The sequence below is a fragment of the Hydrogenophaga sp. Root209 genome, from assembly GCF_001428625.1.
Lineage (GTDB): Bacteria > Pseudomonadota > Gammaproteobacteria > Burkholderiales > Burkholderiaceae_C > Hydrogenophaga.
This window is the reverse complement of record NZ_LMIE01000031.1, coordinates 75499-100564: the sequence shown is the minus strand read 5'-3', so window position 1 is coordinate 100564 and position 25066 is coordinate 75499. Positions and strand designations below refer to the sequence as shown.

The 25066-nt window shown below is 67.0% G+C and carries 17 protein-coding genes; 12 read left to right on the top strand and 5 right to left on the bottom strand.

The features are described from left to right. Positions 1-46 precede the first annotated feature (46 nt). The 4 genes from imuA to ASE11_RS18910 all read left to right on the top strand — a co-directional run bounded on the left by imuA (position 47) and on the right by ASE11_RS18910 (position 6858). Positions 47-895, top strand: coding sequence for a translesion DNA synthesis-associated protein ImuA (gene imuA / locus ASE11_RS18925; protein ID WP_056275150.1), 849 nt, complete (start codon positions 47-49; stop codon positions 893-895). Next, positions 843-2144, top strand: coding sequence for a Y-family DNA polymerase (locus ASE11_RS18920; RefSeq protein WP_056275148.1), 1302 nt, complete (start codon positions 843-845; stop codon positions 2142-2144). The genes imuA and ASE11_RS18920 overlap by 53 nt, the downstream gene beginning before the upstream one ends. 1 nt (position 2145) lies before the next feature. After that, positions 2146-5316, top strand: coding sequence for an error-prone DNA polymerase (locus tag ASE11_RS18915; RefSeq protein WP_056275146.1), 3171 nt, complete (start codon positions 2146-2148; stop codon positions 5314-5316). Positions 5317-5469: 153 nt separating this feature from the next. Continuing rightward, complete coding sequence (locus tag ASE11_RS18910; RefSeq protein WP_056275144.1) at positions 5470-6858, top strand: phenylacetate--CoA ligase family protein; 1389 nt, start codon at positions 5470-5472, stop codon at positions 6856-6858. A gap of 88 nt (positions 6859-6946) precedes the next feature. Here ASE11_RS18910 and ASE11_RS18905 read toward each other — a convergent pair whose 3' ends face one another. The 3 genes from ASE11_RS18905 to ASE11_RS18895 are packed head-to-tail and all read right to left on the bottom strand — an operon-like array spanning position 6947 to position 9769. After that, positions 6947-7414: an EVE domain-containing protein gene (locus ASE11_RS18905; RefSeq protein WP_056275141.1), complete on the bottom strand. Its 468-nt coding sequence runs from the start codon at positions 7412-7414 to the stop codon at positions 6947-6949. Positions 7415-7456: 42 nt separating this feature from the next. Next, the gene (locus ASE11_RS27020) at positions 7457-9226 is read right to left on the bottom strand and encodes a methyl-accepting chemotaxis protein (RefSeq protein ID WP_056275139.1); all 1770 of its coding nucleotides are present in this window, start codon (positions 9224-9226) and stop codon (positions 7457-7459) included. Between the two features lie 6 nt (positions 9227-9232). Then, positions 9233-9769 (bottom strand): chemotaxis protein CheW, encoded by a 537-nt coding sequence (locus ASE11_RS18895; protein WP_082585860.1) that lies wholly within the window; start codon positions 9767-9769, stop codon positions 9233-9235. A gap of 100 nt (positions 9770-9869) precedes the next feature. On the opposite strand from ASE11_RS18895, the gene ASE11_RS18890 reads away from it, so the two are divergent. Both ASE11_RS18890 and ASE11_RS18885 read left to right on the top strand, forming a co-directional pair. Next, positions 9870-10748 (top strand): NUDIX hydrolase, encoded by an 879-nt coding sequence (locus tag ASE11_RS18890; protein ID WP_056275137.1) that lies wholly within the window; start codon positions 9870-9872, stop codon positions 10746-10748. A 243-nt stretch (positions 10749-10991) separates the two neighbouring features. Further along, positions 10992-11879 (top strand): PEP-CTERM sorting domain-containing protein, encoded by an 888-nt coding sequence (locus ASE11_RS18885; protein ID WP_200959384.1) that lies wholly within the window; start codon positions 10992-10994, stop codon positions 11877-11879. Between the two features lie 36 nt (positions 11880-11915). Here the strand turns inward: ASE11_RS18885 and hpnC are convergent, their stop codons facing one another. After that, positions 11916-12860, bottom strand: a complete 945-nt coding sequence (gene hpnC / locus ASE11_RS18880) for a squalene synthase HpnC (protein ID WP_082585859.1) — start codon at positions 12858-12860, stop codon at positions 11916-11918. Between the two features lie 121 nt (positions 12861-12981). Between hpnC and ASE11_RS18875 the strand changes: the two genes are divergently transcribed. The 3 genes from ASE11_RS18875 to ASE11_RS18865 all read left to right on the top strand — a co-directional run bounded on the left by ASE11_RS18875 (position 12982) and on the right by ASE11_RS18865 (position 18493). Beyond that, positions 12982-14100: an efflux RND transporter periplasmic adaptor subunit gene (locus ASE11_RS18875; RefSeq protein WP_056275135.1), complete on the top strand. Its 1119-nt coding sequence runs from the start codon at positions 12982-12984 to the stop codon at positions 14098-14100. Between the two features lie 7 nt (positions 14101-14107). Beyond that, positions 14108-17272 (top strand): efflux RND transporter permease subunit, encoded by a 3165-nt coding sequence (locus ASE11_RS18870; protein ID WP_056275134.1) that lies wholly within the window; start codon positions 14108-14110, stop codon positions 17270-17272. Between the two features lie 321 nt (positions 17273-17593). Continuing rightward, positions 17594-18493: a LysR family transcriptional regulator gene (locus tag ASE11_RS18865; protein WP_056276341.1), complete on the top strand. Its 900-nt coding sequence runs from the start codon at positions 17594-17596 to the stop codon at positions 18491-18493. Here the strand turns inward: ASE11_RS18865 and ASE11_RS18860 are convergent. Next, a complete protein-coding gene (locus tag ASE11_RS18860) occupies positions 18453-19721 on the bottom strand; it encodes a D-amino acid dehydrogenase (RefSeq protein ID WP_235501364.1) in 1269 nt (422 codons plus the stop codon). The two genes, ASE11_RS18865 and ASE11_RS18860, sit on opposite strands and share 41 nt — an antisense overlap. 193 nt (positions 19722-19914) lie before the next feature. On the opposite strand from ASE11_RS18860, the gene ASE11_RS18855 reads away from it, so the two are divergent. The 3 genes from ASE11_RS18855 to ASE11_RS18845 all read left to right on the top strand — a co-directional run bounded on the left by ASE11_RS18855 (position 19915) and on the right by ASE11_RS18845 (position 25066). Next, positions 19915-21261 (top strand): aspartate aminotransferase family protein, encoded by a 1347-nt coding sequence (locus ASE11_RS18855; protein ID WP_056275131.1) that lies wholly within the window; start codon positions 19915-19917, stop codon positions 21259-21261. A gap of 154 nt (positions 21262-21415) precedes the next feature. Then, entirely contained in the window at positions 21416-22393 is a 978-nt protein-coding gene (locus ASE11_RS18850) for a TAXI family TRAP transporter solute-binding subunit (RefSeq protein ID WP_056275130.1), read from the top strand. A 90-nt stretch (positions 22394-22483) separates the two neighbouring features. Beyond that, the gene (locus tag ASE11_RS18845; RefSeq protein WP_056275128.1) at positions 22484-25066 is read left to right on the top strand and encodes a TRAP transporter permease; all 2583 of its coding nucleotides are present in this window, start codon (positions 22484-22486) and stop codon (positions 25064-25066) included.

Sequence of the window (25066 nt, the reverse complement as noted above, 5' to 3'; positions counted from 1 at the left end):
CATACAGTATTTATCGGCCTTCCCAACCCCACCCGAACACCCCGCCATGCATCCCGCCCTTGACTGGCAGGAGGACGATCCGTCTTCCTCGCTGATGTTTTCACCTCCGCCCAAGCCACCACGCCCCGCAATCCCGGTGCGAGTGCCCGGTGAATTGCCCATGGCCGTGGCCGCGGCCATCTGGCGCGGCGATCAACTCGGCGGCCCGGTCTCGGCTGTGCTGGCCAGTGGCTTCGAGGCGCTGGACGCGCAACTGCCCGGCGGCGGCTGGCCGTGCCACGGCGTCATTGAAATCCTCGCGTCGCAGAGCGGCATGCTGGAGTGGCGCCTGCTCGGGCCCGCGCTGCGCCAGGTGTGTGCCGCCGGCCGCGCGGTGGTGGTGGTGGGCCCGCCCAGGGCGCCGCACCTGCCGGGCCTGCGCTTCGAGGGCATCGACGAGCGCCACCTGGTCTGGGTGCGGGCCGACACGGCCGCGGAGCGCCTGTGGTCGGCCGAACAACTGATCAAGGCCAACGCCTGCGGTGCGCTGGTGGTGTGGCTGCCGCAGGCGCGGGCCGAGCAGGTGCGCCGCCTGCAGGTGCTGGCCGCCAGCTGCGAAGGCCCGGTGTTTCTCTGCCGGCCCAGCGCGGCGGCGCGCGAATCGTCGGCCGCGCCGTTGCGGCTGCAGGCCCGCGTGGGGCTTGATTGGGAACTGCACCTGGACATCTTCAAACGCAAGGGCCCGCCGCTTGAAGGCACGCTGCGCCTGGGCTCGGTGCCCGGGGGCCTGCGCGCCATCCTCACGCCGCGGCTGCGGTTCCCCAGCCGCCTGTTGCCCTCTGATCTGTCCCGAGAGGCCGACCATGTTGTGGTCAGCACTCCTGCTCCCGACCGCCCCCACCGCGCCGTGCACTGAGGCGGCGCGCCGGGCCGTGGCCACCTGGGCGTTGCAGTTCACGCCCCGCGTGGCGCTGGCCGGCGGTGCGGTGCTCATGGAGGTGGCGGGGAGCGTGCGCCTGTTTGGCGGCAAACGCGCGCTGCGCGACCGCGTGGTGGCCGAGAGCGCAGAAGTGGGCGTGGCGCAGGTGGCCTGGGCGCCCAACAGCCTGGCCGCGCTGGCGCTGGCGCGCGCCGGCATTGAAAACGGTTTCAAGCAACCCCTGCCGGTGCTGCTCGATGCCTTGCCCATGGTCGTGTTGAACGCCGTGCACCCGCATCAGCTCACGCTGGCGCACATCGGCTGCCGCACGCTGGGCGACGTGCGCGCGTTGCCGCGTGGTGGTGTGGGTCGGCGATTTGACAAGCAGCTTTTGCAGGCGCTGGACCAGGCCTACGGCGCCGAGCCCGAGGCCCATGTGTGGGTGGCGCTGCCCGAGCGGTTCGAGGAGCGGCTGGAGCTCATGGCGCGCGTGGAGCAGGCGCCGGCTTTGCTGTGGGGCGCGCGGCGTTTGCTGCTGGTCATGAGCGGCTGGCTGGCGGCGCGGCGCGCGGGCGTCACGGCCTTCACGCTGCGCTGGGCGCACGACGCCATGCGCGCACGCGATGCGGGGGAGGGCGGCGAGATCACGGTGCGCACGGCCGAGCCCACGCGCGACACCGAACACCTCTGCCGCCTGCTCGCCGAGCACCTGGCCCATGTGCAGCTGCTCGCGCCCGTGGGCGACCTGCACCTGCTGGCCACCGACGTGCAACCGCTGTTAGAACGCAGCGCCTCGCTCTTGCCCGACACCGTGCGCCAGGGCGAGACGCTGCACCTGGTGCTGGAGCGCCTGGCCGCGCGCCTGGGGCCGGGGCGTGTGTTGCGCCCGGTGGTGCTGCCCGACCACCGCCAGGAATGGATGTGCCGCTGGCAGAGCGCGCCCGAGCCGTTGCCGCGCAAGCCGGCGCCCGACATCGGCCTGCCGCAACCCACCTTCGTGCTGCCCGAGCCGCTGAAGCTGCTGGTGCGCGGCAACCGGCCGATGTACCAGGGCGAGCTGCAACTGCTCGCCGGCCCGCAGCGGGTGGAGGGTGGCTGGTGGGACCGGGTTGATGGCGCGGGTGCCACGCGCAACGTGGTGCGCGATTACTGGGTGGCGCTGTCAGCGAAGGCGGGCGTGTTGTGGATCTTCCAGACGCGGCTGGATGAGGCGCCCGCGTGGTACCTGCACGGGCACTTTGCATGACATGAAAACCACCCTCCTGCCCGACTACGCCGAGCTGCGCTGCATCTCCAACTTCACCTTCCTGCGCGGCGCCAGCCACGCCGAAGAACTGGTGGAGCGCGCCAAGGCCCTGGGCTACAGCGCGCTGGCGCTGGTGGACGAGTGTTCCCTGGCCGGTGTGGTGCGGGCCCACGTGGCCGCCAAAAAACACCAGCTCAAGTTGCTGGTGGGCAGCCAGTTCCGGGTGCAATGCAGCGCGCCGCTCGTGCCCTTCACGCTCATCGTGCTGGCCTGCAACCTCAACGGCTACGGCAACCTGTGCGAGTTCATCACGCAGCTGCGCCGCACGGCTCCCAAGGGCACGTACCGCCTGGCATTGAATGCCATCCGCGCCGAAGCGCTGGCCGACTGCGTGGTGATCGCCGTGCCCGATCGCGCGTGCGACCAGGACCCGATGGACGCGACAGCGCGCTGGCTGCTGCAGCATTTCATGGGCCGCTGCTGGCTGGGTGTGACGCAGCTGCGCCGGCTCGACGACGAGATGCTGCTGCACAAATTGCGCCAGAGCAGCACGCTCACCGCCGTGCCGCTGGTGGCCGTGGGCGACGTGCACATGCATGTGCGCTCGCGCAAACCGCTGCAGGACGTGCTCACCGCCACGCGCATCGGCCAGCCGCTGAGCGCCTGCGGGCTGGCGCTGGAGCCCAATGCCGAGCAGCACCTGCGTTCGCGCCTGACGCTGGGCCAGTGCTACCCGCCCGAGCTGCTGGCCCAGACGCTCGCGGTGGCGGCGCGCTGCGCCTTCTCGCTCGACGAGCTGCGCTACCAGTACCCCAGCGAGGTGGTGCCCGAGGGCGAGACACCGTCTTCTTACCTGCACCGCCTGGCCTGGGCGGGCGCGGCCTGGCGCTGGCCGCAGGGCACACCACCGCGGTTTGCGAAGCAGATCGAGCACGAGCTCCAGCTCATCGCCGACATGCGGTACGAGCACTACTTCCTGACGGTCAATGACATCGTGAGCTTCGCGCGCTCGCAGGACATCCTGTGCCAGGGCCGGGGCTCGGCGGCCAACAGCGTGGTGTGTTACTGCCTGGGCATCACCTCGGTGGACCCGGAGCGCACCAGCCTGCTGTTCGAGCGCTTCATCTCGCGCGAGCGCAACGAGCCACCCGACATCGATGTCGACTTTGAACACGAGCGGCGCGAGGAGGTCATTCAGTACCTCTACAACAAGTACGGCCGCGAACGCGCCGCGCTCACCGCCACCGTGATCAGCTACCGCCCGCGCAGCGCGCTGCGCGACGTGGGCAAGGCCTTGGGTTTTGCCGACGGCGCGCTCGAAGTGCTGGCCAAGAGCACGCGCTGGTGGGACGGGCGCGCGATCGAGACCGAGCGGCTGCTGGAGGCCGGGCTCGACCCCGACGACCTGGCGGTGCGCCAGCTGCTGCAACTCACCGCGCAGCTCATGGGCTTTCCGCGCCACCTCTCGCAGCACACCGGCGGCTTCGTGCTCACCCAATTGCCGCTCTCGCGCCTGGTGCCGATCGAGAACGCCAGCATGAAAGACCGCACCGTGATCGAGTGGGACAAGGACGACCTCGACGCCCTGGGTCTGCTCAAGGTGGATGTGCTCGCCCTGGGCATGCTCACCGCCATCCGCAAGGCGCTGGCCCTCATCGGTGCCAAAGAAGGGCGGGTGATCGAGATGCCGGACATCCCGCCCCAGGACGAGGCCACCTACGACATGATCTGCGCGGCCGACACCGTGGGCGTGTTCCAGATCGAGAGCCGCGCGCAGATGAGCATGCTGCCGCGCCTGAAGCCCCGCAGCTACTACGACCTGGTGATCGAGGTCGCGCTGGTGCGCCCCGGCCCCATCCAGGGCGGTGCGGTGCATCCCTACCTGGACCGGCGGCGCGGTCTGGTGCCGGTGAACTACCCCGGCCCGCGCGGCGGGCAGGATCTGAAGGAGGCCCTGGGCCGCACGCTGGGCGTGCCGATCTTCCAGGAGCAGTGCATGCAGATCGCCGTGCTGGCCGCGGGCTTCACACCCGGCGAGGCCGATGACCTGCGCCGCGCCATGGCCGCGTGGAAGCGCAACGGCAATCTGCACAAGTACGAACGGCGCCTGGTCGACGGCATGACCGCGCGCGGCTACGAACCCGAATTCGCGCAAAGCGTGTTTGAACAGATCAAGGGCTTCTCCAGCTACGGCTTTCCCGAAAGCCACGCGGCGAGTTTTGCGCTGCTGGTCTACGTGAGCTGCTGGATCAAGCGCCACCACCCGGCCGAGTTCCTGGTGGCCATGCTCAACAGCCAGCCGCTGGGCTTCTACACACCCAGCCAACTGGTGCAGGACGCCAAGCGCCATGGTGTCGAGGTGCGGCCGGTGGATGTGGTGCGCAGCGACTGGGACTGCACGCTCGAACGGTTATCTGTTGCTCGGCCTGAGCCCATATCCGTTCGGGCTGAGCCTGTCGAAGCCCAGCCCGCCGTCCGCCTGGGCCTGCGCCTGGTCTCAGGCCTCAAAGCCGAGTCTGCCGACCGCATCACCATCGCCCGCGCCAGCAAACCCTTCACCACCACCCAAGACCTCGCCCGCCGCGCCAACCTCGACCAACCCCAGATGAAACTGCTCGCCGCCGCCGACGCGCTCATGGGCCTGAGCGGCCACCGCCGCCAGCAGGTGTGGGACGCCGCCGCGCTCAGGACCGCCCCTGAGCTGATGAAGGACGCCCCGGTCGACGAAGCCCCGCTGCATTTGCCCGAGGCCAGTGAGGGCGAGGCCGTCGTGTGGGACTACGGCAGCCTGGGCCTCACCTTGCGCCGCCACCCGTTGGCGCTGCTGCGGCCCGAGCTCACGAAACGAAGGCTCATGAGTGCCGAAGAACTCCGGGACGCGCCCAACGGAAGGCTGGTGCGCCACTGCGGCATCGTCACCCTGCGCCAGCAACCCGAGACCGCCTCGGGCGTGGTGTTCGTGAGCCTGGAGGACGAGACCGGCGTGGTGCAGGTGATCGTGTGGAAACACCTGCGCGAGCGCCAGCGCACGGTGCTCACGCAATCACGCCTGCTGGCGGTGCACGGCGTGTGGCAGCGCGACGGCGAAGCGAAAAACCTGATCGCCGGCCACCTCGAAGACCTCACGCCGCTGCTGCGCGGGCTGTCGACGGTGAGCCGGGATTTTCATTGAGGGATGGAGCGACTTGATCCAGCGCAATGCGCCAGGGCGTTGTGCGGCGTAAGTTGTGTTCACCTCAGTTCCCATCCTGGGAGGGCTGTCCATGCCTGCGGATCTGGATGCCGATCTTCTCGTCATGGGTCACTGAAAGGAGAGTCTCCCCCGATGTCGACGCCGTTCGATCCCTGGCACACCGGTCTGGTCGCTGCAGAGTTGGGCATGGCCTCAATCGCCTCGCCCGAGGTGCTTGCTGCGCTGCGCGCGCGGCGACTGGCGGCCCTGTTCGAAGCGGCGGCCCAAGGCTCGCCACGCTACCGTCGCCTGTTGGCCGGGCGCGACCCGGCGCACACACGGCTGGAAGAACTGCCCATCGCACGCAAGTCGGAGCTGATGCGCCATTTCTCCGACTGGGTCGCGGACCCGGCCCTCTCCCTCGACCACCTGCGCCGTTTCGTCGCCGACCCCGGGAACATCGCCCGAGCCTGTCTCGACCGGTACATCGTCTGGGAGAGCTCGGGGAGTTCCGGCGAGCCTGCCATCTTTGTGCAGGATGCGCGGGCCATGGGTGTGTACGACGCACTTGAGGCGCTGCGCCGTCCGGTGCTGCGTCCTCTGCAGCGCTGGCTGGACCCCTGGGGACTGACCGAGCGCATCGCCTTTGTCGGGGCCACCGGTGGGCACTTCGCGAGCAACGTGTCGGTCGAACGCCTGAGGCAGCTGCAGCCGGGACTTTCGGCCCGACTGCGCAGCCTGTCGTTTCTGCAACCCCTGGAGGCGCTGGGCGCCGAACTGGAGGCGTTCCAGCCGACCGTGCTGGCGACCTACCCCAGCGCCGCCGTGCTGTTGGCGCAGGAACACCTCGCGGGCCGCTTGCAGGTGGACCTGCGCGAGATATGGACCGGCGGTGAAGGGATGTCGTCGGTCCAGCGCGCATTCGTTCAAGACAGCTTCTCGTGTCCCGTCAGCCAGAGCTACGGCGCTTCGGAATTTCTGTCGCTGGCTTTCGAATGCCGCCATGGGGTGTTGCACCTCAACAGCGACTGGGCGATCCTGGAAGCCGTGGACGCGCAAGGCCGTCCCGTGCCGGACGGGCACGCCGGCAGCACCACCTTGCTGACCAACCTGGCCAACCATGTCCAGCCGCTGATCCGCTACGACCTGGGGGATCGCGTGAGCTTGCAGTCCAGCCCCTGCGTCTGCGGTTCGCACCTGCCCGTCATCACCGTATGCGGCCGCGACGACGACACACTGCAACTGCGCGGCGGACGGGGACGCGCCCGCGTGGACGTGGTGCCGCTGGCGGTGAGCACCGTGCTGGAGGATGCGGGCCTGTTCGACTTTCAGCTCGTGCAGAACGGGCCAGGCGAGTTGCTGCTCACCACAGGCATGCACGGCAGACAGGCGCAACACACGCTCGACGCGGCTCGCCAGCAGTTGGGGGACTTCCTGTGGGAGCAGGGTGCCCAAGGCGTGCACATCCAGTGCCGCAGTGGGGTGAAGGCACGGTGTGGCCGCAGCGGCAAGCTGCAGCGCGTGATCGTCTCACCGCACTGACCTTGCCGGACGACCTCCTGGACACTTTGTTTCCTGCCCAGCTGGCGCATTGAGCGAGCGCAATACCTTGGCGCCTGGCGCGGTCGCGTCAGGCTTTCAGCAGCGTCCCGGTGATCAGCTGCCAGTGCTCGGCGCTCACCGGCGTGATCGACAACCGGCTGCCGCGCTGCAGCAGCGTCATCTCCGCCAAAGCCGGGTTTGCACGCAACTCGGGCAGGCCGAGCAGGCGTGTCTTGCGCAGCGCCTTCACATCGAGCAGCAGCCAGCGCGGTGTTTCGGGCTTGGACTTGGCGTCGAAGTAGGGCGACTTGGGGTCGAACTGCGTGGGGTCGGGCCGGGTGTCGGACGCGACCTGTGCAATGCCGGCGATGCCGGGCTGCGGGCAACTCGAGTGGTAGAACAGCACGCCGTCGCCCACGCGCATGACGTCGCGCATGAAGTTGCGCGCCTGGTAGTTGCGCACGCCGGTCCAGGGCACGGTGGCGCCGGGTGCGGCGAGTGCGTCGTCGATCGAGCACTCGTCCGGTTCGGATTTCATCAGCCAGTATTGGGTCATCGCGCTATTTTGCGACGGCAACCCGCAGGCGGGGCGCTGGCCTTAGAAGGATTCCCACTCGTCCGACGCGCCGGCCTTCTCGGTGACTTTGGCCACCGGCTTGGGCGCTGGCTTCACGGGCGCAGCGGATGCGGCTTTCGCGGCGCTCGACACGGGCTTGGCCGTTGCCGGCTTGGCCACGGGGGCGCTGCGCACGGTGGTGTTGCCGGGCTTGTGCAGGTCGGTCGATCGAATCTGGGCGATCGTGCTGTGCGAGGTGGCTTGCGCATCCACGCGGAACACGCGCACCACCTCGGCCAGGCGGTCGGCCTGCTCGTTCATGCTGGAGGCGGCCGCGGCGCTTTCTTCGACCAGGGCGGCGTTCTGCTGGGTCAGCTGGTCCAGGTTGGCCACGGCCGAGTTGATCTGGTTCACGCCGTCGGCCTGTTCGCCCGAGGCGCTGGCGATCTCGCCGATCATGTCGCGCACGCGCACCACGTTCTCGACGATCTCGCCCATGGTCTTGCCGGCCTGGTTGACCAGCTCGGTGCCCGCGGTGACCTTGTCCACGCTGGTGCCGATCAAGACCTTGATTTCCTTGGCTGCCTGCGCGCTGCGCTGGGCCAGGTTGCGCACCTCGGCGGCCACCACCGCGAAACCGCGGCCTTGCTCGCCGGCGCGCGCGGCTTCCACCGCGGCGTTGAGTGCCAGGATGTTGGTCTGGAAGGCGATGCCGTCGATCACGCCGATGATGTCGTTGATCTTGCGTGAGGACTGGTTGATCTCTTCCATGGTGGAGATCACCTGGCTGACCACGTCGCCACCCTTCTGGGCGCTTTGACCGGCCACATCGGCCAGCTGGTTGGCCACGCGCGCCGAGTCGGCCGACTGGCGGATCGCGCCGGACATCTGTTCCATGCTGGCAGCGGTCTGTTGCAGGTTGGAGGCGGTCTGCTCGGTGCGCGCCGAGAGGTCGTGGTTGCCGGTGGCGATTTCCTTGGCGGCCACGGTGATGTTGTCGGTGCCGCGCTTCACGTCCGCGACCACGTTCACCAGACGCTCGCGCATGGTGACGAGCGACGCGATCATGGCGCCGAACTCGTCCTTGCGGTCGTTGTGGATGGTGGCCGTGAGGTCACCACCGGCGATCTGTTCGGCAAACGCCATCGCCTCGCGCAGCGGGTTGCGGATGTTGCGGATCAGGAAGAACGCGCCCGCGACGATGCCGGCGATCAGGGCCACGACCTGGAAGGTTGCAATCGTCAGGCTGGTGGCGCGCTGTTCGTCGAAACTCTGCTGGGCTTTGGCGCGGATGTCGGATTGCATGCGCGTGAAGTCGCGCAAGCCGCCCACATAGGGCGTCACCGCGGGGTTGAAGCGGGCCCGGATCTCCTCGGCGGCACCGGCGGCATCACCGGCCTTCTTCATCTCGTTGGCCTTGGCGTGCGAGGCCAGAACGCTCTTGCGCAGTTCGGCGATCTTCTCCAGTTGCGCTTTTTCTGCGTCGTTCAACTCCATCGTCTGCAGCTTCTTTTGAAGTTCGTTGATGTTGGCGATGGCGGCGGGGACCAGGTCCTTGTACATCTCGGCCACGGCGGGGTCGCTGCTGACCACGGCGGCCTGGGTGCGGGTGACCGCGAGTTCCGTCAGCGCGGCCCACTCGCTGGCAATGGTGGTCTTTTCGGCCAGCTTGGCCAGCGTTTGTTCAGACGTCTTGTTGAGCTGGGTCGATCGCGAACCGGCGGTCCCCACGACCACGAACAGGGCGACGATGATGGCGATGACGCCGGCCCACAGCCGGGCGCCGACGGAGAGATTGCGAAAAAAGTTCATGACGGTTTACTGCAGGGTTTCGGTGGGGGTGACCAGGCCCAGGTCGGAGCTGCCGAGCAAGGCTTCGATGTCGGCGAGGATGAGCATGCGCTCGCCCACGCTGGCGATGCCGGTGATGAAACCGGCGTCCAGGGAGGTGTTGATCTGCGGCGCGGCCTTGATGTGTTCCTGGCCGAGCCGGATCACATCACTCACCGAGTCGACCACCAGGCCCACCACGCGGTTGTGCACGCTGAGCACGATCACCACGGTCAAGGCGTTGTATTCCACCTTGGCGCAGCCCAGCTTGATGCGCATGTCCACCACCGGCACGATCACGCCGCGCAGGTTGACCACGCCTTTGATGGATTCGGGCGCGTTGGCGATGCGGGTGGGCTCTTCGTACGAGCGTATCTCCTGCACGCGCAGGATGTCGATGCCGTACTCCTCGGCGCCCAGGCGAAAGCTCAGGAACTCACCGGCACCCGCCAGCACCGGGGCATGGCGGCGCGTGGGCGCGCTGGGAGAAAGGACCGCGGGGGTGGGGGTGTTGTGGGCGTCCATGGGTCCAGGGTGTGGGGTTGATACTTGCGTATCGACACCTGCCCGGGTTTCTTGAGCCCGGGTTGACCCCGCTGGACGAGCTCTCGCCGACAATCCACGCATGGCCCTCACGATCAATTCAGACACCGTTCACACGCCGCCCGTGGCCTCTGCCACCGTCATGGTGGTGCGCGACGGACCTCAAGGGCTGGAGGTGCTGCTGGTGCGCCGGCACGGCAACTCGGGCGTGCTCGGTGGCGTGCACGTGTTTCCTGGCGGCAAGCTCGATGCCGCCGACCACCAGGTGGATGCCGCGGCGGTGGACCGTTCCGGGCTCGATTGCGCGCAAGGTTTGAACGAGCCGGGTCTGGACGCCGAGACGGCGCTGGGCCTGCACGTAGCGGCCCTGCGCGAGACGTTCGAAGAATGCGGCCTGCTGCTGGGCCAGGTGCATCGCGCGGATCTGATCCCGCGCATGCGTGAGCTCACCGCCGCGGGCACCGGCTTTGCCGCCGCCCTGCACCAGCTCGGTTGCCCGGTGTCCACCGCCAGTGTGTTGCCGTGGTCGCGCTGGGTCACGCCACGCGTGCCGTCGGTGACCAACAAGCGCTTCGACACCCGCTTCTTCGTGGCCACCGCGCCGCAGGGCCAGGAGGCCGAGCATTGCACCTTCGAGGCCACCGAAGCCGTGTGGCTGGCGCCGCGCCGGGGGCTGGAGCGTTACTGGGCGGGCGAGATCGATCTGGCGCCGCCTCAGATCATGAGCCTGGGGCAGCTCAGTCACCTGAGCACCGCTGCCCAGGTGATGGCCGCTGCCCGCAGCCGACCACCCGCGCTGATCGAGCCCGAGCCGTTCGATCAGGACGGCGTGCGCGTGATCTGCTACCCCGGCGATCCGGCGCACAGCATCGCGCAGCGCGTGTGGCCCGGCCCCACAAGGCTGACCTACCGCAATCAGCGGTTTGAGGCCGAGGGCGGCCTGGCGGCCCTGTTGGGGTAGTCGCAGGGCAACCTGGCTTTCAAAATGCCGTCGAAGCCCGGGGGCTTGGCAGCACGCAATGTCGTCCGTTCACCTGTCGGGTTTCTTTGCAGTTTTGTGAACGTGCGATCAGGGGCCTCAGCCATCTCTTTGTTTTTGTTGAGAAATTCTTCATGGCATGAAGCATGCGATGCACGACGCCTCAACGCTTGCTGTGCCTTGGTCTCAGGGGTCCGTATTGAGCTGTGGTGACCGCCCCTGGTCATGAGTTGCGGCAATCCCATGTCTGCACTTCTTCCAGGAGTCCTCATCGTGAAAAACTTCTCCACCCGGATCTGGCTCGTGGCGTTGCTCTCGGGGGCGTCATGGGCCGCGCAGGCCGCGCCCATCGACCTGAGCTCCTGGTCACCTTTGACGCTTGACTTCGCTGGGGGCCAACCAGCGGGCAGCTGGGTGCTTGAGCCGGGCAATGAAGCGGTACAACAGGTGGTCAATGCCGACCCTTCGTTCTATCTGAACAACCTCAACCAGACCAGCTATTCCATCCAGGGCTCCTGGCAGGTGCTTGAGAGCGGCGGGGACGACGACTACATGGGCTTCGTGTTTGGCTACCAGAATTCGAGCAATTTCTATTTGTTCGACTGGAAGCAGGGCACCCAAGGCTATGAGGGCCGAACAGCCGCCGAGGGCATGGCGGTGAAGAAAGTGACGGGTGCCACCGGCGACGGTCTGACCGATCTTTCGCTGGCCGAGCTCTGGGAGAACCAGGTGAACTTTGGCGACGTGGACGTGCTGGCCACCAACCAGTCCAGCAGCAAGGGGTGGGAAGACAACACGCTCTACGACTTCCGGCTGGACTTCAATTTGGTGGCAGGAGAGTTCACCATCGTGGTCAAGAAAGGACTCGATGAACTCTGGAATGTGACGGTGGCGGACAACACCTTCACCTCAGGCGAGTTCGGGTTCTACAACTACTCCCAGCAATCCGTCCGATATGCCGGCTTCGAGCAGGAGGGTGGGGTCATCGTGGATCCAAACCCGGTGCCTGAACCGGGTTCATTGGCCCTGTTGGTCATCGGACTGGTCGTGGCCGCCGGGACCGTCTACCAGCGTCGGAGAATGACGGCGCGGGTTGCTCTGCTGAAGCGTTGAGGCCCTCACGCTCACGCCCGGATCAGGGCGCGGCGTTCACATCCAGAGTGATTGCCAGACCAGCCGGGGCAGATCGGCGCGCTGCAGCTTCACGCGGGTCTGCCAGCTGCGGTGGTCCTGCTCTTCAATGAGCTCCAGGATGCGCAAGCCGCCTTGCACCACCAGACGCAGTTCCCAGCCGGCACGCCCCGGTACGCGGCGCGCCAGTGGTGCGCCGAGCTGCATGAGGGCGCGCGCGTAGGCGCAGAGCTCGGCCACCACGGCGCGTCTGTCGGGCGTGACCTCCAGCTGGGCACTCTCGAAATCGATCACCTGCAGCCCATGGCGCTGCAAGGTGTCGGCCGGCAGGTAGCAGCGCCCATTGGGCAGATCGCGGCTGATGTCCTGCCAGAAATTGATGAGCTGCAGGGCGCTGCAGATCTGGTCGCTTTGCTGAAGCGATCGCGCGTCGTGCACGCCATACAGGTGCAGCAGCAGGCGCCCCACCGGGTTGGCCGAGAGGCGGCAATAACCCAGCAACTCCTCGGTGCTGGCGTAGCGGTGTTGTTGTTCGGTGTAGCGCACGTCCTGCTCGAAGGCGCTCAGCAGGTCGTGCAGCAGATCGCTCGGCAGCGCGTGGCGGGCCACGGCCAGGCCCAGCGGTTCGAACACGGCGGGCCAGCGCTGCGGCCAGGGCGCGACCGCGCCGCCAGCGGCCTTGACGATGCACAGCGCCAGTTCGTTGCGGTACGCGGCCAGATCGGCCAGCCGTTCTGCGGCGCTGGCCGAGCCTTCGTCGGCAATGTCGTCCGCGGTGCGGGCGAAACGGTAGATGGCCGCGACCGTGGGTCTGAGCTTGGGCGGGCAGAGCCAGGAGGCCACCGGGAAATTTTCGTAGTGCTCGACGCCGCCACCCAGCGCGCCCAGCGCGGTGGCTTGTGCCGCAGCGTGGGCACGGCCATCAGGAGGCGGGAGTTGGACCGACGGGGTGGGTTGCGTCATGGGAATGAAGGCCAATTTGATCGATATTTTTGATTACTAACCGGTCAGTCATTAATATACGGGTATCCGCAGCGGCCTGAATGTGCCGCGCGCCTTCCATTCTCACCTCGCCCAGAGCACCATGAAAACGCCGAATTTTGTCCTGATCGTGACCGCCACGCTTGCCATGGTGGCGTGTTCTCCCGCGCCCGCGCCTGTCGAGCCGATCCGTTCGGTCAAGCTGATGACCGTGGGCGCGAGCGCCCTGGGGGCCAGGACCGAGTACGCCGGCGAGGTGCGTGCTCGCACCGAATCGCGCCTGGGCTTCCGGGTCGGGGGCAAGCTGGTGCAGCGCCCGGCCGAGGTGGGGCAGCGGGTGAAGGTGGGGCAGTTGCTGGCCCAGCTGGATGCGCAGGACCTTGCGTTGTCGAGCCAGGCCGCGCAGGCCCAGGTGAGCGCGGCGCAGACCCAGCGCGATCTGGCCGCGGCCGACCTCAAGCGTTTTCAGGAACTGCTGGCCCAGGGCTTCGTGAGTGGCGCCGAGATCGAACGACGCCAGGCCACGCTGCAATCGGCCGACGCCTCGTTGCGCCAGGCGCGTGCCCAGGGTGCGGTGCAGGGCAATCAGGCCGGCTATGCCCGCTTGCTGGCCGACGGCGCTGGCGTGGTGGTGGCGGTCGAGGCTGAAGTGGGGCAGGTGGTGGCGGCCGGCGCGCCGGTGGTGCGCCTGGCGCGTGATGGCGCCCGCGACGTGGTTTTCGCGGTGCCCGAAGACCGGTTGGCGCTGCTGCGTGTGGGTCAGGCTGCGCAGGTGCGCCTGTGGGCTGGTGCTCCCAACGGACCCGCGGGCGCCGCCACGCCGCTGGACGCCGTGGTGCGCGAAGTGGCGGCCAGTGCTGACCCGATCACACGCACCTACCAGGTGAAGCTGGCTTTGCCCGAAGGCGCGGCCGCGCCGCTGGGCGCCACGGCCTATGTGACCATGGTTCCGCCCCCCGGTGGGCCCACCGCTGTGATCAAGCTGCCGACCTCGGCGCTGATGCGCTCGGACGCCGGAGACCGCAGTGGCAGCGCCGTCTGGGTGTTTGACGCGGCCAGCAACACGGTGCAGCCGCGCCCAGTGGTGGTGGCCGGCGCCGACGGCAACGAGATGGTGATTGCCTCGGGCCTCAAGCCGGGCGACGAGGTGGTGGCCGCTGGCGTGCATGTGTTGTCGCCGGGGCAGACGGTCACGCGCTTTGTTGGCGCGGCCACGAAGTGAGGCCGGCATGAGCTCGTCCGACTACTCATCCGCCGACCAGGCGGCCACCTGGGTCTCCCGCTTCAACCTCTCGCAGTGGGCGCTGGACCACCAGGCCTTCACCCGCTACCTGATGATCGTGCTCATGCTGCTGGGCGTGGCGGCGTACTTCCAGCTCGGCCAGGACGAAGACCCGCCGTTCACCTTTCGCGCCATGGTGGTGCGGGCCTACTGGCCCGGCGCCACCGCAGAGCAGGTGGCCGAGCAGGTGTCCGACCGCATCGAGAAGACGCTGCAGGAGGTGCCCTACGCGGACAAGATCCGCAGCTATTCCAAACCCGGCGAAACGCTGGTGATCTTCCAGTTGAAAGACTCGTCACCGCCCAAGGAGGTGCCGCAGATCTGGTACACGGCGCGCAAGAAGATCGGCGACATGCAGGCCACCCTGCCGCAAGGCGTGGTGGGGCCGTTTTTCAACGACGAGTTCGGCGACGTGTTCGGCGTGATCTACGCGCTGCAGGGCGACGGCTTCTCGTATGCCGACAAGAAGCAGGTGGCCGACAACGTGCGCCAGCAACTGCTGCGTGTGCCCGACGTGAGCAAGGTTGAACTCTTCGGCGCGCAGGACGAGAAGTTGTTCATCGAGATTTCGCAGAAACGGCTGGCGGTGCTGGGGCTGAATCTGCAGCAGGTGTTCGACGCCCTGGGGCAGCAGAACGCGGTGGCCTCGGCCGGCGCGGTGCAGTCGCCGCAGGACGTGGTTCAGGTGCGCGTGGCCGGCGCTTTCAATTCGGTGGAGCAGCTCGGCGCCATGCCGATCCGCGCGGCCAATGGCACGCAGATCCGCCTGGGCGACATCGCCGACATCCGCCTGGACTATGTGGATCCGCCGCAGGTGCTGGTGCGCCACAACGGCAAGGACAGCATCGGCCTGGGCATTTCCATGGCCAAGGGCGGCGACATCATTGCGCTGGGCAAGGCACTCAAGACCACGGTGGCCGGCATCGAGGCCACGCTGCCCGCGGGCATGGTGCTGGCGCAAGTGCAGGACCAGCCCAGCGCGGTGACCCGGAGCGTGAACGAGTTCGTGACGGTGCTGATCGAGGCGGTGGTGATCGTGCTGGTGGTGAGTTTTCTGGCGCTCGGACTGCACAGGCGCGCGGGCAGCAAGGGCCTGCGCGGCTACACGCTGGACATGCGCCCCGGACTGGTGGTCTTCATCACGATTCCGCTGGTGCTGGCCATGACGTTCCTGGCCATGAACTACTTCAAGATCGGTCTGCACAAGATCTCGCTGGGCTCGCTGATCATTGCCCTGGGCCTGCTGGTGGACGACGCGATCATTGCGGTGGAGATGATGGTGCGCAAGCTCGAAGAGGGCTACAGCATGGTGCGCGCGGCTACCTTCACCTGGGAGGCCACGGCCATGCCCATGCTCACCGGCACGCTGATCACGGCCGCCGGTTTCCTGCCGATCGGCCTGGCCAACTCCACCACCGGTGAATACACCTTCGCGATCTTCGCGGTGACCGTCATCGCGCTGTTGCTGTCGTGGATCGTGGCGGTGTTCTTTGTGCCCTACCTGGGCGTGCGCCTGCTCAAGGTCAAGCCCCATGTGGGTGAGGTGCATGAGGTGTTCGACGGTCCGTTCTATGTGCGTTTCCGCGCGCTGGTGGACTGGTGCGTGCAACACCGCTGGCTCACCATCGGTGCCACCGTGCTCACTTTCGTGCTGGGCATCGTCGGCATGGGCCAGGTGCAGCAGCAGTTCTTCCCGGATTCGAGCCGGCCCGAAATTCTGGTGGACGTGTGGCTGCCCGAGGGTAGCAGCATCAAGGCCATGGACGAGGTGACGAAGCGGCTGGAAGCGCGCATGACGGCAGAAGAGGGCGTGACCAGCGTGAGCACCTGGATCGGCTCGGGCGTGCCGCGCTTCTATCTGCCGCTGGACCAGATCTTTCCGCAGACCAACGTGTCGCAGATGATCGTGTTGCCTAAAGACCTGAAGACCCGCGAGCGCCTGCGCAAGGCGCTGCCGGCCTTGCTGGCAACCGAGTTCCCCGAGCTGCGTGGCCGCGTGAAGCTGCTGCCCAACGGCCCACCCGTGCCGTATCCGGTGCAGTTCCGCGTGGTCGGCACCGACCCGACGCAACTGCGCACGCTGGCCGACGAGGTGAAGGTGGCGATGCGCGCCAACAGCAACATGCGCGGCGTGAACGACAACTGGAACGAGTCGGTCAAGCGCTTGCGGTTGGAGGTGGACCAGGCCAAGGCGCGTGCGCTGGGTGTGTCCAGCCAGTCGATCGCCCAGGCCGCGCGCACCCTGCTCACCGGCAGCACCGTGGGCCAGTACCGCGACGGTGACAAGCTGATCGACATCGTGCTGCGCCAGCCATTGAGCGAGCGCGATGCGATCAGCGATCTGGCCAACACCTACCTGCCCACGAGCAGCGGGCAAAGTATTCCCTTGCTGCAGATTGCCAAGCCGGTGTTCGACTGGGAGGCCGGTGTGCTCTGGCGGGAGAACCGCGACTACGCGATCACGGTGCAGGGTGATGTGGTGGAAGGTCTGCAGGGTGCCACCGTCACGGCCGAGCTGCAACCGGTGCTCAAGCAGATCAGCGACGGCTGGGCGGCGCGCGGGCTCTCCGACTACCGCATCGAGGTGGCGGGCGCCGTGGCCGAGAGCAGCAAGGGTTCGTCGTCGATCGTGGTGGGCATTCCGCTCATGCTGTTCATCGTCTTCACCTTGCTCATGCTGCAGCTGCAGAGTTTCAGCCGCTCGGTGCTGGTGTTCCTCACCGGTCCGATGGGCCTGGCGGGTGTGGCGGGCGCGTTGCTTTTGCTCAACCGGCCGTTCGGCTTCGTGGCCTTGCTGGGCGTGATTGCGCTCATGGGCATGATCCAGCGCAACTCGGTGATCCTGATCGATCAGATCGAGCAGGACCGCGCGCGTGGCGTGCCGGCCTGGGACGCGGTGGTCGAATCCGCTGTGCGGCGCATGCGGCCGATCGTGCTGACCGCCGCTGCGGCGGTGCTGGCGATGATTCCGTTGTCGCGCAGCGTGTTCTGGGGCCCGATGGCGGTGGCGATCATGGGGGGTCTTGTCGTTGCAACGGTGTTGACCCTGCTGGCTTTGCCTGCGATGTATGCGGCCTGGTTCCGGGTGGAGAGGGAGCCTGATGCCTTGTAAGCGATGAACCTCGCGGGCTCGCGGACGCGGTGTGCTCTGCTCCGCGGCTGTCCCCCGGCGGCTGGAGCCGCCTCCTCCTTGATGCCGCTGCGCAGAACACACCGCGCCCGCGAGCAGAGGTGATGCTTGCACGTCAACAGACCGAGCGCCAACGAGGTCAGGTCATCGGCGGCCATGGGGCACGGCGCAGCGAAATCAAGGAGGAGGGGCCGAAGGCCCCGGGGGACATTCGTGGAGCCGTGACCCGTGGTCGCCGATGACCGGATCAGCCGGAGCCAGAGCCACCGGACAAGAGCATCCACCTTGGTCAACAATGGCTCCATGCGACTAAGACACATCGAAGTTTTCAACGCGGTCATGCAAACCGGCAGCGTGAGCGCCGCCGCCCGCATGATCAACGTGACGCAGCCTGCGGTGAGCCGCACCTTGCAGCATGCCGAGCTGCAACTCGGCTTCCAGCTCTTCCAGCGGGTCGGTGGACGACTCAAACCCACGGTGGAGGCGCAGACCCTCTACCCGCACATTGAACGCCTGTTTGCGCAGCTCGACGAGGTGCAGCGCCTCTCGGCCAGCCTCAAGGCCGGGCGCGGCAAAGGAGAGTTGCGGGTGCTTACCGTGCTCGCATTGAGCTATGAAGTGTTCCCGCGCGCGATGCGCCTGTTTCGCGAAAAGCACCCTTCGATTGTGGTCCACCACGAGGCCCTGCATTCACCCGAGATCGTGTCGTCGCTGGTGCTGCAGGAAGCCGATGTGGGCTATGTTTTCAGTGCGGTCACGCATCCGGCGCTGGCGCAGGAGCGGCTGGCCGAGCGGCGCGTGGAATGCGTGGTGCCCAAAGGCTTGCTGAGCGCCAGACAGGTCAAGGCCGGCACGATCACGCTGGCCCAGCTCGCCAAGCTGCCGGTGATCGCGCTCGATGGGCAGGATCCCCTGGGCATGTTGCTGGCCCACACCGTGCGCGAGGCGGGCACCGGACTCAACGAAGTGATCACCGTGCAGACCTACCACGTGGCCCTGGCGCTGGCCCACCACGGGGTGGGCGTGGCCATGGTGGAGGGGTGCACGGCCGCGTCGGCCGATCTGCAGCGGGTCGACGTGCTCACGCTGGAGCCCGCCATCGCCACCTCGGTGCACATGCTGCGGCCCACGGCCAGGCCCAATTCGCTCACCACGCGCGCGTTCACGCGCTGCATGCAACAGGCCCTGCAGCAACTGGCCTGAGCGAGGCTGCCAGCTCGCGCGCCACCCGTTCGGCGCTGCCGAAGGCCAGCGTGAAGCCCAACGCGCCGTGGCCGGTGTTGAAGAACAGGTTGGATGGCGATCCGCGCAGCCGACCGAGTACTGGCAGGCCGGTGGGTGTGGCAGGGCGCAGGCCGGCCCAGGGGTTCAGCTCGCCGTGTGCTTCCAACTGCGGAAAGACATCGCGCACGCTGGCCAGCAGCGACTGGATGCGTGCGGGGTCGATGCTCCTGTCGTGGCCGACCAGTTCGGCCATGCCGGCCACGCGCAGGCGCTCGCCGAGGCGGGCAAACACCACCTTGCGCGACACATCGGTCACGTTCACCCGAGGCGCCGCGGCGCAGGCTGGCAAGGTGATGCTGTAGCCCTTGAGCGGGTACACGGGCACGTCCAGTCCCAGGGGGCGGGCGAGCCGGGGTGAGGCAGAACCCAGCGCCACGACGAAGGCGTCGGCCTCCAGGGGGCCGTGGGGTGTTTCGGCCGAGCAGACGTGATCGCCCTTGCGCACCAGCCGCGTGACCGGGGTGTCGAACACAAACCGCACGCCACGCGCCTGCAACAGTCGCTGCAGTTCCTGGCACACCTTGAAGCAGTCGGCCGCGCATTCGCCGGGTGTGTGGATGGCGCCCGAAAAGCGGGACGCATAGCCGGCCAGGGCGGGTTCGACGGCGACCGCGTCGGCTGGCGAGAGCGCGTGTTGAATGCTGCCCAGGGATCGCTGCAGGACCATCTGGCGCCGCGCGGCGGCAAATGCGGCTTCATCGGGATAGAGCACGAGTTTGCCGGTGGTTGAAAAATCGCAATCGATGTTTTCCTGGGCAACCAGGCGCTCGAAGCCGGCGCGGCTCTCGGCCGCCAGCGTGAGCAGCGCGGCCGTGGTGTCGTGCGACACGCTGGCGCGGCAGGCGGCCAGAAAGCGCAGACCCCAGGCCCATTGCTGCGGGTCCATCTGTGGGCGGAGTTTCAACGGGGAATCGCTGGCCAGCAGCAGTTTGGGCAGCTGACGCCAGATGCTCGGGTCGGCCAGTGGCTGCACGTAGGCGTAGCTCAGTTGCGCGCCGTTGGCCTCGCTCGCGCCGGTGCCGGCCCGCGCACTGTCGACCACGGTCACCGTGTGTCCGTCGCGGTGCAGTTGCCAGGCCGTGGCCAGGCCGACGATGCCCGCGCCCAGGACGCAGACATGCAGGGAATGTGTGGGGCGGTTGTCCATGGCGCATGACTGTAGGCAGGTGAAGCGCTTCTGAAAAATGCCAACAACGACACCGCCCATGCCACAAAGTCATGGGCCGGCGGTGGGTGGCGAGGCCATAAACGCGCGGCATGGATCGGCACCAAAAAGGCATTTTCCTAAGGGAGCGGGGCTGCCTACACTGACCCACCGTTCAACACCGCCCACCTCATCCATGCTCACTGCCAGCTCGCCCGGGACCCGCGTCTTCCATCGCCAGCTCAGCCACTCGTTGCCCACTGCGGTCAGTGGCCAGGGCATCACGCTCACCGACGCGGGTGGCAGGACTTATCTGGACGCCTCGGGTGGCGCGGCGGTGTCCTGTCTGGGCCACGGCCACCCGGACGTGATCGCGGCCATGCACGCGCAGATCGACCAGCTCGCGTATGCGCACACCAGCTTCTTCACCACCGAGGTGGCCGAGAAACTGGCCGACCTCTTGATAGAGACAGCGCCGCCCGGCATGAGCCATGTGTATTTCGTGAGCGGTGGCTCGGAGGCGATGGAGGCTGCGCTGAAGATGGCGCGCCAGTACTTCGTGGAGATCGGTCAGCCACAGCGCCGGCACTTCATCGCCCGACATCAGAGTTACCACGGCAACACCCTGGGCGCGCTCGCCGTCGGCGGCAACGCCTGGCGGCGCGAGCAGTTCAAGCCGCTGTTGATCGACGTGACCCATGTGGCGCCGTGTTACGAATACCGCCACCGGCGCGACGACGAGACCGCCGAGCAGTATGGCCAGCGCCTGGTGACCGAGCTGTCCGAGGCCATCGACCGCCTCGGCGGCGAGAACGTCATGGCCTTCGTGGCCGAGACCGTGGGCGGCGCCACGGCGGGCGTGCTCACGCCGGTGCCGGGTTACTTCAAGGGCGTGCGTGAACTGTGCGACCGCCACGGCATCCTGCTGATCCTGGACGAGGTGATGTGCGGCATGGGTCGCACCGGCAGCTTGCACGCCTGCGAACAGGAGGGCGTGGTGCCCGATCTGATGGCCATCGCCAAGGGCTTGGGCGGTGGTTATCAGCCCATCGGTGCCGTGCTGGCGCAGGGCAGGGTGGTGGACGCGTTTCGCCAGGGCAGTGGTTTGTTTCAGCACGGCCACACCTACCTGGGTCATGCCATCGCCTGTGCTGCCGCGCTCGCCGTGCAACGCGTGATTCAGCGCGATGGTTTGCTGGCGCAGGTGCGCGAGCGCGGGCAACAACTAGAGGCTCTGCTGCACCAGACATTTGACGACCATCCTCACGTGGGCGACATCCGCGGACGTGGCCTGTTCTGGGGCGTTGAACTCGTGGCCAACCGCGACAACAAGCAATGGTTCGACCCCGCGCGCAAGCTGCACGCCCGCATCAAGAGCGAAGCCATGGCCGCTGGCTTGATGGTCTATCCCATGGGTGGCACGGTGGACGGGCGCTGTGGCGATCACGTGTTGCTCGCGCCGCCCTTCATCAGCACGCCGCAAGAGCTGGAGCAGATCGTGGGCCGGCTTGCCGGTGCGATCGACAGGGCGGTGGCCGCCTGATGCCGGCCTTGATTCATGACGCATTTGCATGTCCATCTGGGGTAAACCCCGTCGCCGCGAGGGCGGGTCTGCACGAAGCTTGCTTGCTCGACAAACACCTTCGTGTCCGCACCAAGTTTGTTCAACCACGTAGAAACCTCCAGGAGCCATCCGCATGAAAAACATCTCCCTCAGTCTGAGCACCCTGGCCGCTGCGACGGCCCTCATGGTTCCCATGGCACCGGCCCAGGCGCAACAGAAATTCATGACCATCGGCACCGGCGGTGTCACCGGCGTGTACTACGCAGCGGGCGGCGCCATCTGCCGTCTGGTGAACAAGGACCGCGCCAAGCACGGCATCCGCTGCTCGGTGGAGTCCACGGGCGGCTCGGTGTTCAACGTCAACACCATCAAGGCCGGTGAACTCGATCTGGGCTTCACCCAGTCGGACGTGCAGTTCAACTCCCTCAAAGGCGTGGGCCAGTTCAAGGACGCCGGAGCCTACGGCGACCTGCGAGCCGTTTTCGCCGTGCACCCCGAGCCCTTCACGGTGGTGGCACGCAAGGAAGCCAACATCACCAAGTTCGAGGACTTCAAGGGCAAGCGCTTCAACGTGGGCAATCCGGGTTCGGGCACACGCTCTTCGATGGAAGAGCTGCTGAGCGCGATGGGCTGGAAGATGGGCGACTTCTCGCTGGCCTCCGAACTCAAGGCCGACGAACACGGCCCGGCGCTGTGTGACGGCAAGATCGACGGCTTCTATTACGCCGTGGGCCACCCCAGTGCCAACATCCAGGACCCCACCACCTCCTGCGGCGCCAAGCTGGTGTCCATCACCGGTCCTGCGATCGACAAGCTCGTGGCTGACAAGCCCTACTACGCCAAGGTCACGCTGCCCGGAGGCCTCTACCCGAACAATCCGCAGCCGACCAACACCTACGGCGTGATCGCCACCGTGGTGGCGTCCAGCAAGACGCCGACCGACACCGTGTATGCGGTGGTCAAGTCCGTGTTTGACAACTTCGACGAATTCAAGAAGCTGCACCCTGCGCTGGCCAACCTCAACCCCGAGAACATGATCAAGGACGGCTTGAGTGCGCCGCTGCACGAAGGTGCGGTGAAGTACTACAAGGAAAAAGGCTGGATGAAGTGATCTGCGCGGGCCTGCAGGCGGGCCTGACGTGATCTCCATGGCGAAGTGATCTTCGCCATTTTTTTAGCCTTCCCCAGCGGACCTGATGCCATGACAACAGACCTCGAAAAAGCGCCGGAAGCCTTGCAGCAACTCGTGGCCGACAGTGACACGGGTGGTCGAAAACCAACGGGTGTCACAGCTGGCGTGGTGTTCGCCGTGGCCATGCTCTGGGCCCTGTTCCAGTACTGGTACGCATCGCCCCTGCCGTTCGCGCTGGGCTTCGGCATCCTCAACGACACCGAGGCCCGCGCGATCCACCTGGGCTTTGCCCTGTTCCTCGCCTTCCTGGCCTGGCCTGCGTTCAAGGGTTCTCCGCGCAACCGGGTGCCGGTGTTGGACTGGCTGCTGGCGCTGGTGGCCGCCTTCTGCGGTGCCTACATCATGCTGTTCTACGCAGAGCTGGCCACCCGGCCCGGCCAGCCCAACACCATGGACATCGTGGTCGGGTCTGCCGGTGTTCTGCTGCTGCTGGAGGCCACGCGCCGCGCGGTGGGCTGGCCCATGGCGGCGCTGGCGGTTGTCTTCCTGGCCTACTGCCTGCTCGGACCGTACCTGCCCGAGGTGCTGTCGCACAAGGGCGCGTCGGTCAACCGCCTCATCTCCCACATGTGGCTCACCACCGAGGGTGTCTATGGCATTGCGCTGGGCGTCTCGGCCGGCACCATCTTCGTCTACGTGCTGTTCGGTGCGCTGCTGGACCGCGCGGGCGGTGGCAACTACATGATGCAGGTCAGCTTCGCGGCACTGGGCCACCTGCGCGGCGGCCCGGCCAAGGTGGCGGTGGTGTCTTCGGCGCTCAACGGCATGATTTCCGGCTCGTCGGTGTCCAACGTGGTCTCAGGCGGCATCTTCACCATCCCGCTCATGAAGAAGGCCGGCTACGGCGGCGTGAAGGCCGGCGCGATCGAGACCATGAGCTCGGTCAACGGCCAGATCATGCCGCCGGTGATGGGCGCGGCCGCCTTCCTGATGGTCGAGTACGTGGGCATCCCGTATGCCGACGTCGTCAAGCACGCCTTCCTGCCGGCCACGTTGTCTTATATCGGCCTGCTCTACATCGTGCATCTGGAGGCACTCAAGATGGGCATGCAGCCCATCGTGCAGGCCGTGGCCCGCCCGTGGCGGGTGCGCGTTCTGCGCAATGCCCTCGGCATTGCCGGCAGCATCGCCGTGGTTGGCGCGGTGTACTACCTGCTCCAGGGCATCAAGGCTGTCATGGGCCCCGTGGCGCCTTACGCCGTGTCCGCGGTGGTGCTCGCGCTCTACCTGTTCTCGGTGTACCAGGCCGCGGGCTGCCCGGACCTGCCCGACGACATCGACGTCGACGATCCCAAACCGTTGCAGACCTGGCCCACGGTACGTGCCGGCTTGCACTACCTGATGCCGATCGCCATGCTGATCTGGTGCCTGATGGTGGAGGAAATGTCGCCGGCGCTGTCGGCCTTTTGGGCGGTCACGACCTTGATCGTGCTCATGCTCACCCAGCGTCCGCTGATCGCGCTGTTTCGGCGCACCAGTGGTGCCGGCACCTGGCTGCAGGGCTGGCAGTCGGTGGTGGGTGGCTTCAACGACGGCTCGCGCAACATGATCGGTATTGGCGTGGCCACCGCCACGGCGGGCGTGATCGTGGGGGCCATCACGCTCACCGGCCTGGGTCTGCGCATGACCGAGTTCGTCGAATTCGTGGCGCAGGGCAACGTGATGGTGATGCTGTTGTTCATCGCCTTCGTCTGCCTGGTGCTGGGGCTGGGTGTGCCGACCACGGCCAACTACGTGCTTGTGGCCACGCTGATGGCGCCGGTGGTGGTTGAGCTGGGCGCGCAATCGGGGCTGATCATTCCGCTGATCGCGGTCCACCTGTTCGTCTTCTATTACGGGATCATGGGCGACATCACGCCACCCGTGGGCCTGGCCACGTTCGCGGCGGCAGCCATCTCGGGCGAGGACGCCATCAAGACTGGCGTCCAGGGCTCTGTGTACGCCTTGCGCACTGTGATCCTGCCCTTCATCTGGATCTTCAACCCGCAGCTTCTGCTGATCAACGTGCACGGCTGGGGCGAGCTCATCCGCCTGGTGCTGGCCTGCACGCTGGCCACGCTGATCTTCGCGGCCGTGACCATGAACTGGTTCCGCGTGAAGAGCCGCTGGTGGGAAACCGCGCTGCTGGCCTTCGCGGTGGTGCTGCTGTTCCGCCCTGACTTCTTCATGGACCGCCTCACACCCGAGTACCGCCAGGTGCCAGCCGCACAGGTTTACGACGTGGCGCGTGACACCGCCACCGACGACCGTGTCGTGATGATCATTCAGGGCTTGACCATCGAGGGCGACGATGTGGTGAAGACCGTGGCCGTGCAGTTGGGCGAGAAGGGCGAGGACGGACGCAAGCGGTTGACCGAAGCCGGCCTGCAACTCGTGCCCCTGGGTGATGCGGTGCAGATCGGGCAGGTCAAATTCGGCACGCGCGCGGCCAAGTCCGGCTTCGAGCAGGGTTGGGATGTCACAGCTGTTCAGGTGACAACCGATCGTCCCACGCCGCACTGGTTTTACCTGCCGGCCCTGCTGTTGATCCTGCTGGTGTGGTGGAACCAGGGCCGGCGTCTGCCTGCGGCCCGCGTTCGGAATGCGATCTGA

Bases quoted from the DNA above. Each gene is read 5' to 3' on its own strand.
- ASE11_RS18875 (WP_056275135.1), top strand. From the start codon at position 12,982: ATGAAAACGCCGAATTTTGTCCTGATCGTGACCGCCACGCTTGCCATG.
- ASE11_RS18890 (WP_056275137.1), top strand. From the start codon at position 9,870: ATGGCCCTCACGATCAATTCAGACACCGTTCACACGCCGCCCGTGGCC.
- ASE11_RS18895 (WP_082585860.1), bottom strand. From the start codon at position 9,769: ATGGACGCCCACAACACCCCCACCCCCGCGGTCCTTTCTCCCAGCGCG.
- ASE11_RS18910 (WP_056275144.1), top strand. From the start codon at position 5,470: ATGTCGACGCCGTTCGATCCCTGGCACACCGGTCTGGTCGCTGCAGAG.
- ASE11_RS18905 (WP_056275141.1), bottom strand. From the start codon at position 7,414: ATGACCCAATACTGGCTGATGAAATCCGAACCGGACGAGTGCTCGATC.
- hpnC (WP_082585859.1), bottom strand. From the start codon at position 12,860: ATGACGCAACCCACCCCGTCGGTCCAACTCCCGCCTCCTGATGGCCGT.
- ASE11_RS18885 (WP_200959384.1), top strand. From the start codon at position 10,992: ATGAGTTGCGGCAATCCCATGTCTGCACTTCTTCCAGGAGTCCTCATC.
- ASE11_RS18920 (WP_056275148.1), top strand. From the start codon at position 843: ATGTTGTGGTCAGCACTCCTGCTCCCGACCGCCCCCACCGCGCCGTGC.
- ASE11_RS18845 (WP_056275128.1), top strand. From the start codon at position 22,484: ATGACAACAGACCTCGAAAAAGCGCCGGAAGCCTTGCAGCAACTCGTG.
- ASE11_RS18915 (WP_056275146.1), top strand. From the start codon at position 2,146: ATGAAAACCACCCTCCTGCCCGACTACGCCGAGCTGCGCTGCATCTCC.
- ASE11_RS27020 (WP_056275139.1), bottom strand. From the start codon at position 9,226: ATGAACTTTTTTCGCAATCTCTCCGTCGGCGCCCGGCTGTGGGCCGGC.
- ASE11_RS18860 (WP_235501364.1), bottom strand. From the start codon at position 19,721: ATGGACAACCGCCCCACACATTCCCTGCATGTCTGCGTCCTGGGCGCG.
- ASE11_RS18855 (WP_056275131.1), top strand. From the start codon at position 19,915: ATGCTCACTGCCAGCTCGCCCGGGACCCGCGTCTTCCATCGCCAGCTC.
- ASE11_RS18865 (WP_056276341.1), top strand. From the start codon at position 17,594: ATGCGACTAAGACACATCGAAGTTTTCAACGCGGTCATGCAAACCGGC.
- ASE11_RS18870 (WP_056275134.1), top strand. From the start codon at position 14,108: ATGAGCTCGTCCGACTACTCATCCGCCGACCAGGCGGCCACCTGGGTC.
- imuA (WP_056275150.1), top strand. From the start codon at position 47: ATGCATCCCGCCCTTGACTGGCAGGAGGACGATCCGTCTTCCTCGCTG.
- ASE11_RS18850 (WP_056275130.1), top strand. From the start codon at position 21,416: ATGAAAAACATCTCCCTCAGTCTGAGCACCCTGGCCGCTGCGACGGCC.